Annotated in this window: 25 protein-coding genes and 1 tRNA gene; 24 read left to right on the top strand and 2 right to left on the bottom strand. The window is 47.8% G+C overall.

The genetic code is table 11. The features are described 5' to 3' along the window. Nucleotides 1-99: 99 nt before the first annotated feature. Together DXD12_RS09530 and DXD12_RS09525 are read right to left on the bottom strand one after the other, a co-directional pair. Nucleotides 100-939 carry a DUF4236 domain-containing protein gene (locus DXD12_RS09530; protein WP_118638232.1) on the bottom strand — a complete coding sequence of 280 codons (840 nt, stop codon included), beginning with the start codon at nt 937-939 and terminating at the stop codon, nt 100-102. A 236-nt stretch (nt 940-1,175) separates the two neighbouring features. Continuing rightward, a complete protein-coding gene (locus DXD12_RS09525; RefSeq protein ID WP_055285962.1) occupies nt 1,176-1,640 on the bottom strand; it encodes a helix-turn-helix transcriptional regulator in 465 nt (154 codons plus the stop codon). 188 nt (nt 1,641-1,828) lie between these two features. Here DXD12_RS09525 and DXD12_RS09520 point away from each other — a divergent pair, with 188 nt between their 5' ends. From DXD12_RS09520 to DXD12_RS15795, 24 genes are all read left to right on the top strand, one after another. After that, on the top strand, nt 1,829-2,008 hold the full coding sequence (locus tag DXD12_RS09520; RefSeq protein WP_055285960.1) for a hypothetical protein: 180 nt from the start codon (nt 1,829-1,831) through the stop codon (nt 2,006-2,008). Nucleotides 2,009-2,022: 14 nt separating this feature from the next. Beyond that, complete coding sequence (locus tag DXD12_RS15360; protein WP_171905518.1) at nt 2,023-2,160, top strand: hypothetical protein; 138 nt, start codon at nt 2,023-2,025, stop codon at nt 2,158-2,160. A gap of 108 nt (nt 2,161-2,268) precedes the next feature. Further along, nucleotides 2,269-3,276: a hypothetical protein gene (locus DXD12_RS09515; RefSeq protein WP_118638231.1), complete on the top strand. Its 1,008-nt coding sequence runs from the start codon at nt 2,269-2,271 to the stop codon at nt 3,274-3,276. 365 nt (nt 3,277-3,641) lie between these two features. Continuing rightward, entirely contained in the window at nt 3,642-4,577 is a 936-nt protein-coding gene (locus DXD12_RS09510; protein ID WP_118638230.1) for a hypothetical protein, read from the top strand. Then, nucleotides 4,568-4,867: a hypothetical protein gene (locus tag DXD12_RS09505; protein ID WP_118638229.1), complete on the top strand. Its 300-nt coding sequence runs from the start codon at nt 4,568-4,570 to the stop codon at nt 4,865-4,867. Before DXD12_RS09510 ends, DXD12_RS09505 begins: the two co-directional genes overlap by 10 nt. A 3-nt stretch (nt 4,868-4,870) precedes the next feature. Next, a complete protein-coding gene (locus DXD12_RS09500; protein WP_118638228.1) occupies nt 4,871-5,281 on the top strand; it encodes a hypothetical protein in 411 nt (136 codons plus the stop codon). Between the two features lie 5 nt (nt 5,282-5,286). After that, nucleotides 5,287-5,862 carry a hypothetical protein gene (locus DXD12_RS09495; RefSeq protein WP_118638227.1) on the top strand — a complete coding sequence of 192 codons (576 nt, stop codon included), beginning with the start codon at nt 5,287-5,289 and terminating at the stop codon, nt 5,860-5,862. Next, entirely contained in the window at nt 5,859-6,245 is a 387-nt protein-coding gene (locus tag DXD12_RS09490; protein ID WP_118638226.1) for a hypothetical protein, read from the top strand. The genes DXD12_RS09495 and DXD12_RS09490 overlap by 4 nt, the downstream gene beginning before the upstream one ends. A 3-nt stretch (nt 6,246-6,248) precedes the next feature. Then, complete coding sequence (locus DXD12_RS09485) at nt 6,249-7,097, top strand: phosphoadenosine phosphosulfate reductase family protein (RefSeq protein WP_118638225.1); 849 nt, start codon at nt 6,249-6,251, stop codon at nt 7,095-7,097. A 5-nt stretch (nt 7,098-7,102) separates the two neighbouring features. Beyond that, complete coding sequence (locus DXD12_RS09480) at nt 7,103-7,717, top strand: hypothetical protein (protein ID WP_118638224.1); 615 nt, start codon at nt 7,103-7,105, stop codon at nt 7,715-7,717. Further along, entirely contained in the window at nt 7,710-8,114 is a 405-nt protein-coding gene (locus DXD12_RS09475; protein WP_118638223.1) for a VRR-NUC domain-containing protein, read from the top strand. Before DXD12_RS09480 ends, DXD12_RS09475 begins: the two co-directional genes overlap by 8 nt. Continuing rightward, on the top strand, nt 8,108-8,413 hold the full coding sequence (locus tag DXD12_RS09470; protein WP_118638222.1) for a hypothetical protein: 306 nt from the start codon (nt 8,108-8,110) through the stop codon (nt 8,411-8,413). The genes DXD12_RS09475 and DXD12_RS09470 overlap by 7 nt, the downstream gene beginning before the upstream one ends. After that, nucleotides 8,410-8,661, top strand: a complete 252-nt coding sequence (locus DXD12_RS09465) for a hypothetical protein (protein ID WP_118638221.1) — start codon at nt 8,410-8,412, stop codon at nt 8,659-8,661. Before DXD12_RS09470 ends, DXD12_RS09465 begins: the two co-directional genes overlap by 4 nt. Next, nucleotides 8,645-9,205 carry a hypothetical protein gene (locus DXD12_RS09460; RefSeq protein ID WP_118638220.1) on the top strand — a complete coding sequence of 187 codons (561 nt, stop codon included), beginning with the start codon at nt 8,645-8,647 and terminating at the stop codon, nt 9,203-9,205. The genes DXD12_RS09465 and DXD12_RS09460 overlap by 17 nt, the downstream gene beginning before the upstream one ends. A 14-nt stretch (nt 9,206-9,219) precedes the next feature. After that, on the top strand, nt 9,220-9,480 hold the full coding sequence (locus DXD12_RS09455; RefSeq protein ID WP_118638219.1) for a hypothetical protein: 261 nt from the start codon (nt 9,220-9,222) through the stop codon (nt 9,478-9,480). 3 nt (nt 9,481-9,483) lie between these two features. After that, nucleotides 9,484-9,678, top strand: a complete 195-nt coding sequence (locus DXD12_RS09450; RefSeq protein WP_118638218.1) for a hypothetical protein — start codon at nt 9,484-9,486, stop codon at nt 9,676-9,678. Beyond that, nucleotides 9,659-9,838 (top strand): hypothetical protein, encoded by a 180-nt coding sequence (locus tag DXD12_RS09445; RefSeq protein WP_118638217.1) that lies wholly within the window; start codon nt 9,659-9,661, stop codon nt 9,836-9,838. The genes DXD12_RS09450 and DXD12_RS09445 overlap by 20 nt, the downstream gene beginning before the upstream one ends. Further along, on the top strand, nt 9,819-10,118 hold the full coding sequence (locus tag DXD12_RS09440; RefSeq protein ID WP_182457056.1) for a hypothetical protein: 300 nt from the start codon (nt 9,819-9,821) through the stop codon (nt 10,116-10,118). The genes DXD12_RS09445 and DXD12_RS09440 overlap by 20 nt, the downstream gene beginning before the upstream one ends. 147 nt (nt 10,119-10,265) lie before the next feature. Then, the gene (locus DXD12_RS09435; RefSeq protein WP_118638216.1) at nt 10,266-10,544 is read left to right on the top strand and encodes a hypothetical protein; all 279 of its coding nucleotides are present in this window, start codon (nt 10,266-10,268) and stop codon (nt 10,542-10,544) included. A 3-nt stretch (nt 10,545-10,547) separates the two neighbouring features. Beyond that, nucleotides 10,548-10,620 (top strand) — tRNA-Arg (locus tag DXD12_RS09430). 50 nt (nt 10,621-10,670) lie between these two features. Continuing rightward, on the top strand, nt 10,671-11,432 hold the full coding sequence (locus DXD12_RS09425) for a ParA family protein (RefSeq protein ID WP_118638215.1): 762 nt from the start codon (nt 10,671-10,673) through the stop codon (nt 11,430-11,432). Nucleotides 11,433-11,462: 30 nt separating this feature from the next. Then, nucleotides 11,463-12,884: a ParB N-terminal domain-containing protein gene (locus DXD12_RS09420; protein ID WP_118638214.1), complete on the top strand. Its 1,422-nt coding sequence runs from the start codon at nt 11,463-11,465 to the stop codon at nt 12,882-12,884. An 11-nt stretch (nt 12,885-12,895) separates the two neighbouring features. Beyond that, nucleotides 12,896-13,141, top strand: coding sequence for a hypothetical protein (locus DXD12_RS09415; protein ID WP_243105373.1), 246 nt, complete (start codon nt 12,896-12,898; stop codon nt 13,139-13,141). Between the two features lie 156 nt (nt 13,142-13,297). Beyond that, a complete protein-coding gene (locus DXD12_RS15795) occupies nt 13,298-13,429 on the top strand; it encodes a hypothetical protein (protein ID WP_270706880.1) in 132 nt (43 codons plus the stop codon). The last annotated feature ends 34 nt before the right edge of the window (nt 13,430-13,463 follow it).

The raw sequence follows: 13,463 nt of genomic DNA, 5'->3' as shown, positions 1-13,463 counted from the left end.
TGATATAATCAAAATTGCAGACGGTATTGTTGTATCTGGTATGACATATCTTTGCACGCCCCGGAAGTGTTCCCAGCACGACCGGGGCATTTTGTTTTACTAGTCTTTCAGAATGTCGTCTGCAAAGGCTGTTATTTTATGACTTACAAAAGAAGAATAGTTTTCTAAATCCTGTTTAGGGTTATCACCTTGCAGCATGACAAATTCAGATAAAGCAACAATCTGATTTTGTACGTCAATCAAGGCTTGACCGTAGTATGAAACGTCTGGACCGAAGCCAACGGAAGAAACCTGCTCATAATGCCACGCAGCACGCTTCTTTAAATCCACCAGAACAGGAACGGACGCTTTTTGCAGCTGGGAAACGGTCTTTGCGTCGGAGTGTACCAGCTGCCCCCAGCGTGTCAGCTGTTCTTCCGTGATGTATCGTGGGTCTTCCGGGTGTCGCTTTATGTGTATAAAGCTATACAGACAGAAGATACCGAACAGGGCGGCAACAACTGAAAAAATAACATGAGAAGAAGCAAAGAGGAACACGGCACCAGCCAGAGCAACGACGCCGAACACAACAAAGCTGGCGTCTGGTCTTTCCTGCAAAACTGCCGTGGTCTTTGGCGGCTTCTCTTTTGGCTGCGCAGCTGCTTTCTGAACTTTAGCAGGAGCAGGAGCGGCAGCAGGAGAGGAAGCAGAGGAACTGGCGGCGGCAGCAGTGGAAGAAACACGGCTGCTGACTGTCTTTTTCTTTTTGCTTTTCAAATTCTCGGTCTTAACGTAAGAAACACCAGTGCCGGGAACCCCTATGCTGGTTGTGACCCTGCCGCTGCTGTTTATACTTTTACGATACCCCTTGACGCCTGCACTTATACCAACGCTTTTCTTGCTGATGTTAAGACGGACGCCGGGGGCAATTTTCACGCTTTTTCTGAAACGTAAACCCATATAAAACCACCTTTCTTGCGAATATCCACAAAAACATAGAAATTATAATAGTGAGTGCGCCCAGCCTTGCCACGCTGGAAAGGTGGTCACACATGATAAAAAAATATATACACTGGTATGATTGCAGAGTGTACGCAATCTATTACAGCAGCATAAACACTATTTATTATAATTTAGATTTCAATGGAGCAACGCAACTTATAATTTGTAAATAGCGGGGGACGCTGGGTGCGTTATCACCCGGCGTCTGTCCCGGAAACACTGCCAGTGTCAACGGGCGGGCACTGGGCTTCTAAATCTTCTGGATTGTCTGGAACTAACAATGCAGGGTCCGCAGTAACAGCAGCGACAAGCCTGCGTTTGAAAAATTCCACGGCAGTTCTTCTAATTTCTGGGTCAAGTTCAAAGTACGTCTTTATGATTTCCAATTCAAGACCCGTGGCACCTTTAGACTTCACGAAGTCGTCAAGGCTGAATGTGTCCGGCTGTATATACATTTCACCAGAACCAGTGCGCAACCATTCTTCATTCACATTATAAAGAAGACAGATTGCCTTGATTGTCTGGTCAGTGACGGTTGAGCCGTCCCGTTCCATGTAGCTGACGCCAGTTTGCTTCATTCCCAGACTTACTGCAAATTCAGTCTGGCTGATGTGCAAAACATCTTTTCTAAAATGCTTCACACGTTCATTGATAGTCATTTGACTTCACCGCCTTTCTTTTATGTTTAAAGAATAGCAGTAACCGCTAAAAAAGTCAATATTAAAAACGGAAAAAGGGTTGACAAATAGCAGTAACCGCTATAATATATAGTTAAACAAGCAGTAACCGCTACAACAGAAGCGTTTACCGCTTGCGAAACCACACAGCATGAAAGGAGGAACAGACCATGACAGAAGTTAAAAACATGGAAACCATGATTGCAACTGAAAACCAGCAGGAAGCAACAGAGGTCATGGCTTTTCTGGGGGAACTTGAACCGCAGGAAAAGAAAGACTTTCTGGTGTTCATGCAGGGCATAAGATTTGCAAAGGGCATGGCACAGAAAATTGCGCCGCAGTCCGTATAAAGGAGGGCGCAGGAATGGAAGTACAAGGAACATTCAATGCCCAGCGCTTTTTTGAAACGCTGGCGCTGATTATATCCCAGCGGGAGGGCGTGAAAGTCACCGTGACAGTGACACAGCCAGAGCCGGAGAAGAAAGAAAAGCAGTCAGCGTGAGCGCCGGGCAGCAGAAGAAACAAAGGTTTTTCAAAAGTCAATAGCAGTGAATAGCAGCAAGGCTGTTCAAATAAAAATCATACCAGATACAAGGAGGAAAGCCACAAAATGAAAGAATTTGTGAAGAAAAAAGCAGTCATTGTCATGGACAGTGCAGGACTGCCAAACTACATGACCATGTTTTATATGGAGCCGGGGACCTATGAGCCGGAGGACGTGCCGGAACTGTTCAAAATCAGAAACAAGATTGTTCCTGCGGTTCTGGTGTCGCAGTTCACCAACACCATGATTAAGGGCGTCCCGGCGTCCTTACCTTACCAGCAGCCAAAACACACTATCAGTTATGATGAAGCGGCGGCAGCCTGCGGAAGAAAAGGCAAGGGCTGGCACCTTATGACAAATACAGAGTTTGTCTATCTACTGCATGAAGCAGAGGAACTGGGGCACACAATCGGCGGTAATACAAACTACGGCAGCAACTCAAAGAATGAGCAGGAAAGCGGCGTGAGATACGACAGCGCCGGACGCACGCTGACCGGGTGCGACCCCCTCACATGGTCCCATGACGGAACAGCAGACGGCGTGTTTGGTCTTTGCGGTAATTTCTGGGAATGGGTCACGGGCTTGCGTCTGCACAAAGGCGTTGTGGAATACACGCCGAACAACGACGCAGCAGTTGAGGGCTACACAGAGAAGCCAGACTGGACCGTTGCAGAGGTGAACGGCAGACCGTTAAAGCTGTACGGCAACAGTGCTGGTGATGTGGTAATGTCCGTTGCGGAAGAAATCGAAGAAAACTGGGAGGGCTGCCACATGGCAGACTTGCAGCTGGAAGAACTGGACGAAGTGCCGGAAATTGCGTACAAGCTGGGAATTGTACCGCATGACTGGAAGCATGAAACAGCTGGACTTTGGGCAGACAGCGAACTTGAAGAAAGCGTGCCTTTCCGGGGTTCGAGTTTCTACGGCACTTCCAACGGTGGCGCTGGTGCGCTGAGCTTGGACCACGCCCGTTCTTTCGTCCTCAGCGATGTGTCCTTGCGTTCCGCTTTGTTCTTGGAAGACTGGGAACTGGTAACTGAATTACTGAAAGCGGGTGCGACAGCGCACGCATAAAGAACAGACGTTCTGATATTTGACCCATGAAAAAGGGCAAGCAAAAAGCCTTTGAAGATGTGCCGGAAACACAAAATCAAAGGCTTTTCAAAAGTCAATATGTAATAATTCAATACATGTTTATTATACCATATTGGCGGCTACAAGTCAAACATTTTAGAGGGCGAAAGCCTTTGAAAATAGCGGGTTTCAAACCTGTTAAACGGGCTTGTATGGGGTATTAACATTCCTACGAAATATATAAATATATATACGCTGTATGGATAATGAACAGGAGGGATAAGAGGGAGAAGAAGAACCCCACCCCACTTCTGGTATACCCTTATACGCTTAAAACGGTATAGGACAGAAAAGGAAGTGCAGTGGTGTTCATAAGGGAGAAGAAGATAGACTGCGCAGAGTATAGAGAAGTGGATATAATACCACGAACAGAAGCAGCAGAGCAGGCAAGCAGAGGAAAGAGGGGTAAGAAAAGAAAGGTTAATGCCCCAAAGCAAAAGGACTTGAACGACAAGAACGCTAAACGCTATCTGGTACAGTTGGGAAATGGCAACTTCCACATAGGGGACCTGCATACAAGTTGCACATATAGCGCAGAGAACCTGCCGGGAACGGTAGAGGAAGCAGAAAACATTGTGACAAACTACCTGCGGAGAATAGCATACCGCAGAAAGAAGCTGGGGTTAGAACCCCTTAAATACATACTGGTAACAGAATACAAGTACAGCAAGGATGGTCAGTGTCTTAAAAGAATACATCACCATATTATTATGAACGGTGGTTTAGACCGTGACGACGTGGAATTGATGTGGACGAAAGACCGTATCAACTGGAAGAAGACAGACGACCCAGAGTATAGAGCCAGTATAAAGCAGCTGGGCTGGGTTAATGCAGACCGCCTGCAAATGAATGAGAACGGCATAGAGGGGCTTTGCAAGTATATTGTGAAAGACCCGCAGGGAAAGAAACGCTATTCAAGCAGCAGGAACCTTGACCGCCCGGAAACAACCAGAGAGGACGGAGGGGAAAAGCAGCAGCGTGACCAGAACCACTGGAAGTATAGCCGCAATCTGTCAGACCCAACGGAAAAGTGCAATGATTTCAAGTACAGCAAACGCAAGGTAGAGCAGCTGGCGAAGTCACCAGACGGCGGGCTGGAAGAATTTAAAAAGATTTACAGTGATTATGACATTGTTTCATGCGAACCCGTGTTTTATGAACAAACCGGGTGGCATATTTACTTGAAAATGTGGAAAAAGAAGCCCAAAAAGGGCAGAAAGGAGGATAAAAAGTGCAGTTAGGTGAATTGATAGAGAAAATGACGACCAGTGACCGTCTGATTATCATCAACGCTGCCGGGCAGGTGATATACCGTGGCTATGCGGCAAACTTTGCACACGGGACAATAAACCCATTGCGCCGGGTGAAACGCTTTGGGCTGGGTATGGAAACGTACAAGCGCACAGAAAAGATGTGGGACTGGGCAAACATACGGGAACTGCCGGAGCAGATACCAGTTGAACAGCTAGGACAATATGACATAGGGCAGCTGCAACAGCTGTTATTTATCCGGGTGATTTTGGAGGAATAAGGCATGGAGAACGAAAAGAAAGCATGGCAGATGCCAGAATTGCAGGAAATGGCAGTTGTTGTCCTATCACTGCACCAGAAATGGTGGCAGAAAATGGCAGCAGGTGAAAAGGTTCTGGAACTGCGGAAGTCAAAGCCGCAATGCAAAGCGCCGTTCCGGGTGCTGGTGTATGTCACAGGCGGCGTGGGCGTAGTCGGTGAATTTGTCTGCCCGGAAGTTCTGGAAATCAAGAACTTTGAAGAAGCAGAAAAGAAAAGCCGGGTGCCAGCACATGACATTCACAATTATGCGGCGGGCAGTAGAAACAAGGTGTATGGCTGGGAGATAACAGCCGTCAAGGAATATCCACAGGCAGTGGCGCTGGAAGAACTGGGAATGAAGCGTGCGCCGCAGTCGTGGCAGTATGTGAGGTAGAGAACATGGACCAGATACAACGGGAAAAGATAGCTGCAAAGCTAAAGAAAATTAAAGCATTGGCAGAACGTGGAGTAGGCGGCGAGAAAGAAACCGCAATGCGTATGTATGAGGACTTAAAAGCCAGATACGAACTGGAAGACGAAGAAATCATGCTGGACGCAGTAACGCTTCACTGGTTCGGATATGCAACGGAACTGGAAGAAGAACTGCTGACCCAGATTTTCTACAAGGTCACGGGCGGCACGACATATCACATTTACACGGGCAAATACAGCCGCAGGAAGAAGCGTGGCTGCGATTGCACAGAGATTGAAGCAGCGGAAATCACATTGCTTTTCAATTTCTACAAAGCGGAATTGAAGCGGGAACTGGAAGCGTTCATGGTAGCTTTCAGAAGCGGCAACAACCTTTACCCGGACAAGACCGCCCGTTGCTACAAAGAGAACAACGGACCTGCGCCGGAGAGAACCGACGAAGAAAAGCGAATGTTGAAAAAGGCTGCGTGGTATTCACAGGTGCTTGACAAGAGAAGACCGCCACGGGCACTGATTGGAGAACCGGAGGTGGAAGAAGATTGAGTGAAGACAGAAAGAAAATCATTGCAAAGCTGATAAAGATAAAAGCCCTTGCGGAACTTGGCGTGGGCGGGGAACAGGCAACAGCGCAGCTGATGTATGACACCTTAAAGAAGCGTTACGGCATAACAGACGAAGAAGTGAGCCGGGCAGCAGGCGGCACGGTGGATATAACAGAAATTGACTTGAAACAGTGCTGGGGGCTTGCGTTTGCACTGGGTGTGATAGCAAACAACCTGCAAGACGAAATGGAGTTATGCACAATTTGTCCACATACTCACACAGAGGATTGCGCAGGGTGCGGCACGCACGAGAACATAAAGGATTTGCAGATACAGTATGAAACCATGAAGCAGAAACTTGAAGAAGTGGCAATGGAGGTATAGGGCATGGCAAGAACAAAAATACTGGTGCCGCCAGAAAAGCAGTGCGGGTATACTTCCGTTATCGTTTCATACAGCACAGGGATTGACAGCACGGGCGCTATTTACTGGGCAACACAGAATTTTGCGCCAGAAAAAATATTCCTGCTGTACTGCGACACTGGCGCAGAATACAGCGTGAATGAAGCATTGTTTTTCAATACTGCAAAGGTTCTGGGACTGAAACCAATATTGCTGAAAGCGCCGAAAGACTTTCTGTATCTGCTTTTGAATGAGCGGTTGAAGTTCCCGGACAGCAAGAACCGCTGGTGTACGGCGTATCTGAAAACGGCGGTGACTGACCACTGGATAAGGACACACCGGGACATACTGGGCGAAAAGTGTTTGTTCATATCCGGGGAACGCCGGGACGAAAGCAGAGGGCGTGCAAAGCTACCAGAATGTGAGTATCACAGCACGACGTTGAAAACAGAGCGCAAGGGCAAGTTTGAATGTCATTGGCTGCGCCCGGTGCTGGACTACGAAAAAGGCAAGATGTTTGAGTTTGGAAAACGTTTGGGGCTAGACCCGCACCCGTGTTATGAATACATTGACCGTTGCAGCTGCATGATGTGCATATTTGCGAAAAATGAACAGGTCATGGAGAACATGAAGCGGCACCCGGAAGCAATGCGGAAATGGGTAGACGCAGAAGCAAAGCTGGGGTTCACATGGAAACAGAAAACAAGCCTGCAAGAATTGTGGGACCAGTGTTTTGATATTGACGACGTGACCGAAACGGACACACCAGAACAGACGGGAGGTGACGCCGGGTGTCAGAAACAAGAAAGCGAAGAAAAAAGCCGCAGGAGGTAAAGACAATGAACGAAGAACAGAGAATGGCAGAGGTTGAGAGGTTCAAGAACTACTTTGCGTACATAAACAGACCGGGAGCAGATAAGCTGCTTGCGTGGTTGGAAGAAGTAGGGTTTTTCACAGCACCAGCAAGCACGAAGTATCACGGAGCATACGCAGGCGGTCTGGTGGAGCATACAAACAATGTATACCGCAGATTGGTGAAGCTGGCAGCCGAAGAAGACAAAAGGCTGGGCAGAACATATCCAGAATATACGGTGGACACAATCGCAGTTGTGGCGCTTCTGCATGATGTTTGCAAGGCAGACGCATATAAAATTAAAAAAGAGGACCTTAACTGCCCATACAAAACAGTGGTGAAAAAGGTGTACTGGACGTACACAAACAATTTACCGCTGGGACACGGTGAAAAATCGGTTATACAGATTATGCGCTTTATGCAGTTGAGCGAAGAAGAAATGCTGGCTATACGCTGGCACATGGGCGCTTTTGATTATGCAACAAAAGGTGGTAGCTGCGATATGAACAACGCTTTTGCGGGCAGCAGGCTTGCAGTCATGCTGCACATTGCGGATATGGAAGCAACACACCTTGACGAAAGGAAAGAAAAACATGAGTAGAGCATATTACAGAAAGCGCAGCGAAGCCACAGAGCAGGAAAGAGTTATGAACTGGGCGACGTTCTACGCAAAGGACTTCCCGGAACTGGCACTGCTGCACCATATCCCAAACGGCGGCAGCAGAAACCAGCTGGAAGCCGCCAACCTCAAACGGCAGGGCGTGAAAGCCGGGGTGCCGGACTTATGCTTGCCAGTACCCAGAAACGGCAAACACGGGCTGTATGTGGAAATGAAGTGGCAGAAGAATAAAACCACGGACAAGCAGGACTGGTGGCTTGACCAGCTGCGGCAGCAGGGATATGAAACGGCGGTCTGCTGGACTGCGGAAGACGCAATGGACACCATAGCGGGTTATCTGGGAGTTATGGAGCAGACAGGAAGAAAGGTGGAATGGTAATGGGCTACATGGATAAGACATTGAAACAGACGGTGCCGTATTACAGCACCATGAAGCGTGCAGGGGCGTTCAGACAGCCCCAGAAGCCACAGAAGCGGCAGAAAAGAACGACGCTGACAGAATATAGCCAGAACGGACAGAAAGCCGTATTGAAGCCGCACGTTACCGTCAATCAAGCAGCAAAGAAACTGTATGATTATGAGCAGACGGGACTTTCACCGCATGAGGTAGCAAACCTTGTTGAGCAGGTGCAGAACTTGACAAGGCGTGTCAAGAAGTATGAAAGCTGGGAAGAATGACAGACGTTGAACGCTGCGTGATATGTAACGAGATTATCCCGGAGGGTTCGCAGGTCTGCACCGCCTGCCAGAAGAAATATGACATTGTGACCGGGGAAACAGAGGAAATGGCACAGGAGTTGCGGGACGTGGCAGCAGTGCTGAAAATCACGGAAGCCACAGACACGAACATTAGAACGTCAATGGAAAGCATACTGCGGATAGCAGACAGGCTGGAAAGGAAAAACAAAGGTGAAAAAAGACGATAAAATCAAATTACCCCAGTATTTGCCGTTAATCGTAAAAGCAAGGTTACATACTGGAGGCAGAGAGTATGAGAAAATCAAACAGGAATTAAAGGGGCAGGGCTTCACCTGCAATCAGATGAAAAGCATGGTGCGTGAGGGTAACTATTTTGACGGGCTGGTGTTGTATCTGTCAAAGTGGAACTGGGACAACCACGAAAGCTGGCACCTTTATAGCTGGGACGATAAAGACGACGAAAAAGTTATGCTGGGAATTTATGAAGCGGAGCAGTACCACCCATACAACCGATATAAGGGAGATTTTGAGAAGTTCCAGAGCGACTGGAAAAACGAGGAATACGACCCCGGTATGACATTCACTTTCAAAGACAGTGAAGTTGAGGTGCTGGAAGTCCTGCAAGAGGAAGTGGACAACATAGACCATGAAGCAGTTAAAAAGCAGGTGGCGGCGGCAGAGGACGCACAGCACCAGAAACGGAGAAAACAGCGACAGCGCCGCAAGCAGAGAGCCAGCAAGGGCAGCAGGTATCACAGAAAATTCTTTTGACGGAGGAAATGACAATGGCGAAGATTTCAAAGAAAACAATAGAGAGTCTGCGGGAGTTCTTAGACCGTGGCTGCGATTATGCCGGGACACAAGAAACGGTAACAGAAATTGCAAACGAAGCGTTGAGGGAAAACGGCTGCGAGTTGTGCCAGTGTGACGACGCCAGCGTGTGCGACTGGGACGGTGACGAAGTATGCACGGTAGAAGATTTTGCAAATGTCTTCTGGGACAAAGCAGTTGAGAAAATCTTAAACGTGTTAGCTACGGAGGAATAAGGCATGGCAAAGGGTAAGAAGCATTACAGCGGCAAAGAGTTGATAAGACGCCGACAGATAGAGCGGCAGCAGGCAGAACAGCAGCAGGGAAACAGACTGACAAAGACATTGAAACAGGTCAACCAGTTACGCCCAGTCATTGAGAGGGCAAAACAGAGAATGAGGGAGGGCAAAGAAAATGGCAGCGTTCTTGATTGAAACAGCAAAAGCACTTCTGACATTCATTGCGGTATGCGTAGGACTTGGCGTGCTGTATCTGGTGTTTGTGGTTGTTAGGGAAGTTGGTTGGATTGTAAAGCAGGAGAACCGCAGGAAATATGAGCAGGAGGGAAAAGAGAATGGAAACGGAAGTATTTAAAGCGGTGTGCCCGTTAGAGATTGGGGACACGGTAGCAATCGGAGCAGGAAAGACCGCAGCAGGAGTGAGAACGGCATATTATCTGCCAGCGGGCATGGAAGTAGTTGTGGCGGGTACGGTATCAATACACACGGTCACGGACATTTCAACAACGCATTATCTGAAAAGCGGCAAAACAGTATTCAGATATGAATTGAACGGGTCCGGCAGATATGAAGTATTAAACGTGAAAGTCCCGGTAAGAGAAACGGCAGACGAACTGAACCGCCGTGGCAGATAAAAATAAATACTTACGGAAGTATACAAAATGCACAAATATACTTCCGTAAGATTGTGTAAAATGTCGATTGCTTTTATACTTCCGTAAGTATATAATAAAGACAGTCAAAGGAACAACAACACAACATAGAAAACGGAGGTATAAGCAATGACAAAGAAGCAGTTAAAAGAAGCATACACAAACTGGAATAGAGAAATCACAAAGCTGGGAGAAAGAAAAAGAGAAATTTTCAAAGAGTTGCAGGAAATGTGCGCAGAGAAAGGCGACGGGAACCGCTGGTGTTGCATTGAAAAGTTGGTAGAGGAACTGACAAAGAAAGGCTATGTATACACCGCTATGAACTTGATAAGTGAGTATTACAATATATGCGGACAGGAAGAAGCGTTGCTGAACCTTGCATTAGCAACAAATAATTTTGAGATTTAAAAAGCACGGGTGGCGCAATGGATAGCGCAGCAGCCCCCGAAGCTGCCGGGTGCGGGTTCAAGTCCCGTCCCGTGCATTACTGGGAAAAGAACCTATAAACATACCAGATACAAGGAGGAATACCCCATGAAAACATTATCAATCATTAACTTAAAAGGTGGAGTGGCAAAGACCATTTCCAGCGTTAATATGGCACACATTCTGGCAGCAGTACACGGCTGCAAAGTCCTGTTAATCGACAACGACAAGCAGGGGAACGCCAGCAAGATTTTGAACCGCCACAGTTACGACCATAAGGGAACCGCAGAGGTTATGACCCAGCGTGGCATTGACCCGGCAGCAGTTATCCAGCACACCGATTATGACGGCTTGGACATTATCACAGCAAACATGAACCTGCTGACAGCCAATTTGGAAGTCATGCTGGACCAGTCCAGACCGCAGCAGACCCGCTTTGTGAAGTTTCTTGACGGGTTACAGCAGGAATATGACTACTGCATTATTGACAACGCCCCGGACATTAACATTTCCACAATCAATGCGCTGGTGGCTTCACAAGACGTCATGGTGCCTATCACTATTGATGATTTTGCGATTGACGGGTTGGCAGAGCTGAAAGAACAGATTGACAACACCCGTGAAGATTTGAACCCGCAGTTGCGCTTTTGCGGTTGCTTTGTCACCCAGTACGACAGAACCAATGAAGCGGACACACAGGGGGAAGAATTTCTGAAAACACTTGAATACCCGGTTTTCAATACGCATATCAGAAAGACACCGAAAATGAAGCCCAGCACGTTTGAGAGATTGCCAATCATTCTGTATTCACCACGTTGCGGAGCAGCAGCAGACTATAAAGCATTGGTGGACGAGTGGTTGAAGATGTGACCAATTCGGACACGTTAGGAGGGAAAAAGCATGGCAGGAACAACACCGAAATTCAATCTGACAAGATTATTAAATGAGCGTTCCAGAGAAGCAGCAGTGCAGGAAAACAAGGAGGAGAAAACAGCAGAGATTGCCACGCCGGAAGACGGCGTGAGCAGTACCGCTGATATTTACGACCTTATACCGTCCAAAGGCAATTTTTACAGCGTGGAAGATGTGCAGGACTTGAAACAGTCCATAGAACTTCTGGGAGTATTACAACCGCTGCTGGTCACTGATGAAGAAGAAGACGGCAAGCGCCGCATTATCGCAGGACACAGAAGACGCCTTGCGGTCATGCAGCTGGTGGACGAGGGAAAAGAGCGTTTCAGACGTGTTCCAATCTTAATCAAGCCAAAGAAAAACGCTATTCTGGACAGACTGGCACTGATTATGGCAAACCGCTTCCGTGAAAAGACAGACTGGGAACGCATGACAGAAGCATTGGAAACAGAAAAACTGGTGCTGGAATTGAAAGAAAGCATGAGTCTTCCGGGTAGAACCCGTGATTTGCTGGCTGAAATCATAGAAACGTCACCTGCACAGATTGGAAGATATAAGGCAATATATAACAACCTCATTCCAGAGTTAATGGCAGAGTTTAAGGCAAACAGAATTGTTGTATCTGTAATTTATGAAGCGTCCGGGCTTCCGGCAGACTATCAGCAGCAGGCGGCAGAAATGTTCCGGGAAAATGAGGTGCTGACAATAGCAGATATTAAGCAGTTAAAGAAGAACTATGAAGCGGCGCAGCAGATACCGGGGCAAATGGACATGAGCCAGTTTGAAGACCAGCAGCAGGCAGTGGGAGAGGAAACAACGACCGCAGAGGGCGAAGAAGACCAGAAGCCGGAGAAAGAAACGGAAACGGGAGCAGAGGGAACAGAGGGAGCAGAGGAAGCCGCCGGGCAGCAGCCAGAATATGTGGACCCGCAGCCGGAGCAGATAACGTCATTGTGTTACAGATGCACACATTATGAGGATTGCCACGACAAGACAGCAACCGTGACAAGCTGCAATGCTTACAAGAACCGCAGAGAAGCCCAGAAGACGGACGAAGAACGATACAACGAGGAACAGGCAGCTATTGACCGGGAAACCAGAAAGAAGCTGCGTGAGAAGCAACAGGAAGAAAAAATGCAGCAGTTACCGTCTGACGGTCAGCAGAAGCAGAGGGACATTAGATTGACGCCGCAGAAGTACGCTGAAATCACCGCAGGCAAGCTGACGTTCCTTTTGCTGAAAAAAGACGGCTTCAAAATCGGTGAGGAACTGGAACTGGGAGAGTTCACGGACGGAAAAGCGACAGGACGCAAGATTGACGTTGAGATTGTTTATATCTGGGCAGACTGGACGGGGCTTGATGATGATTACTGCATTATCGGTTTCAATGTCACGGCATTTGATGAATAGGAGGTGAGGACGTGCCAATAAACATGACGGACTATAAAATGATAGTCCATGAAAGAGTATACAACGTACTGCAAATTATACTTGATTTTGACAGGGGACCCGCAGAGGACGGGACCCCGCCACAGCCGAAATTCATTGACGCAGTATACATTGACGAAGACGGAGTAATAAAGACCATGCGTGATGAAGCGTGGTGTTTCCAGTTCGTAAGGAGAAACGGAGGTACAGCGAATGGAAAGACCAGTAATAATGGTTGACACGGACGAAATGCCCGTGTTCTGCCGCAATCAGTGTGCAAACGTAAAATGCGCAAAGCATATTTCAAAGGCTTATGAGTGCGGCGGGGCGTGTTCTATGCAGCTATTGAGAGGGCAGCCAGAATGTGCCGGGTACATATCACGGAGGAAACACAAATGAAAGAAAACGTGTGCGTTGACTGCAAATATTATGAACGCTGCGGAAAGCCGGAAAGATACATGAAATGCATGGGGTATGAGGAACGGCAGCAGGCAGCAGAGGAAACCGAAACTGACGTGCATGATTGACAGCCGGGAAAGACTGGCAGAAAGGCAAGAAATG

Origin of the sequence: Clostridium sp. TF11-13AC (genome assembly GCF_003481065.1) — a bacterium.
Lineage (GTDB): Bacteria > Bacillota > Clostridia > Lachnospirales > Lachnospiraceae > Otoolea > Otoolea fessa.
The sequence above is the reverse complement of the archived record's forward strand: the minus strand, read 5'-3'. Positions and strand labels throughout refer to the sequence as shown.

Excerpts from the sequence above, each read along its gene's own strand:
- DXD12_RS09530 (WP_118638232.1), bottom strand. The coding sequence starts at position 939 with ATGGGTTTACGTTTCAGAAAAAGCGTGAAAATTGCCCCCGGCGTCCGT.
- DXD12_RS09525 (WP_055285962.1), bottom strand. The coding sequence starts at position 1,640 with ATGACTATCAATGAACGTGTGAAGCATTTTAGAAAAGATGTTTTGCAC.
- DXD12_RS09520 (WP_055285960.1), top strand. The coding sequence starts at position 1,829 with ATGACAGAAGTTAAAAACATGGAAACCATGATTGCAACTGAAAACCAG.
- DXD12_RS15360 (WP_171905518.1), top strand. The coding sequence starts at position 2,023 with ATGGAAGTACAAGGAACATTCAATGCCCAGCGCTTTTTTGAAACGCTG.
- DXD12_RS09515 (WP_118638231.1), top strand. The coding sequence starts at position 2,269 with ATGAAAGAATTTGTGAAGAAAAAAGCAGTCATTGTCATGGACAGTGCA.
- DXD12_RS09500 (WP_118638228.1), top strand. The coding sequence starts at position 4,871 with ATGGAGAACGAAAAGAAAGCATGGCAGATGCCAGAATTGCAGGAAATG.
- DXD12_RS09495 (WP_118638227.1), top strand. The coding sequence starts at position 5,287 with ATGGACCAGATACAACGGGAAAAGATAGCTGCAAAGCTAAAGAAAATT.
- DXD12_RS09485 (WP_118638225.1), top strand. The coding sequence starts at position 6,249 with ATGGCAAGAACAAAAATACTGGTGCCGCCAGAAAAGCAGTGCGGGTAT.
- DXD12_RS09480 (WP_118638224.1), top strand. The coding sequence starts at position 7,103 with ATGAACGAAGAACAGAGAATGGCAGAGGTTGAGAGGTTCAAGAACTAC.
- DXD12_RS09475 (WP_118638223.1), top strand. The coding sequence starts at position 7,710 with ATGAGTAGAGCATATTACAGAAAGCGCAGCGAAGCCACAGAGCAGGAA.
- DXD12_RS09470 (WP_118638222.1), top strand. The coding sequence starts at position 8,108 with ATGGTAATGGGCTACATGGATAAGACATTGAAACAGACGGTGCCGTAT.
- DXD12_RS09465 (WP_118638221.1), top strand. The coding sequence starts at position 8,410 with ATGACAGACGTTGAACGCTGCGTGATATGTAACGAGATTATCCCGGAG.
- DXD12_RS09455 (WP_118638219.1), top strand. The coding sequence starts at position 9,220 with ATGGCGAAGATTTCAAAGAAAACAATAGAGAGTCTGCGGGAGTTCTTA.
- DXD12_RS09450 (WP_118638218.1), top strand. The coding sequence starts at position 9,484 with ATGGCAAAGGGTAAGAAGCATTACAGCGGCAAAGAGTTGATAAGACGC.
- DXD12_RS09445 (WP_118638217.1), top strand. The coding sequence starts at position 9,659 with ATGGCAGCGTTCTTGATTGAAACAGCAAAAGCACTTCTGACATTCATT.
- DXD12_RS09440 (WP_182457056.1), top strand. The coding sequence starts at position 9,819 with ATGGAAACGGAAGTATTTAAAGCGGTGTGCCCGTTAGAGATTGGGGAC.
- DXD12_RS09435 (WP_118638216.1), top strand. The coding sequence starts at position 10,266 with ATGACAAAGAAGCAGTTAAAAGAAGCATACACAAACTGGAATAGAGAA.
- DXD12_RS09425 (WP_118638215.1), top strand. The coding sequence starts at position 10,671 with ATGAAAACATTATCAATCATTAACTTAAAAGGTGGAGTGGCAAAGACC.
- DXD12_RS09420 (WP_118638214.1), top strand. The coding sequence starts at position 11,463 with ATGGCAGGAACAACACCGAAATTCAATCTGACAAGATTATTAAATGAG.
- DXD12_RS15795 (WP_270706880.1), top strand. The coding sequence starts at position 13,298 with ATGAAAGAAAACGTGTGCGTTGACTGCAAATATTATGAACGCTGCGGA.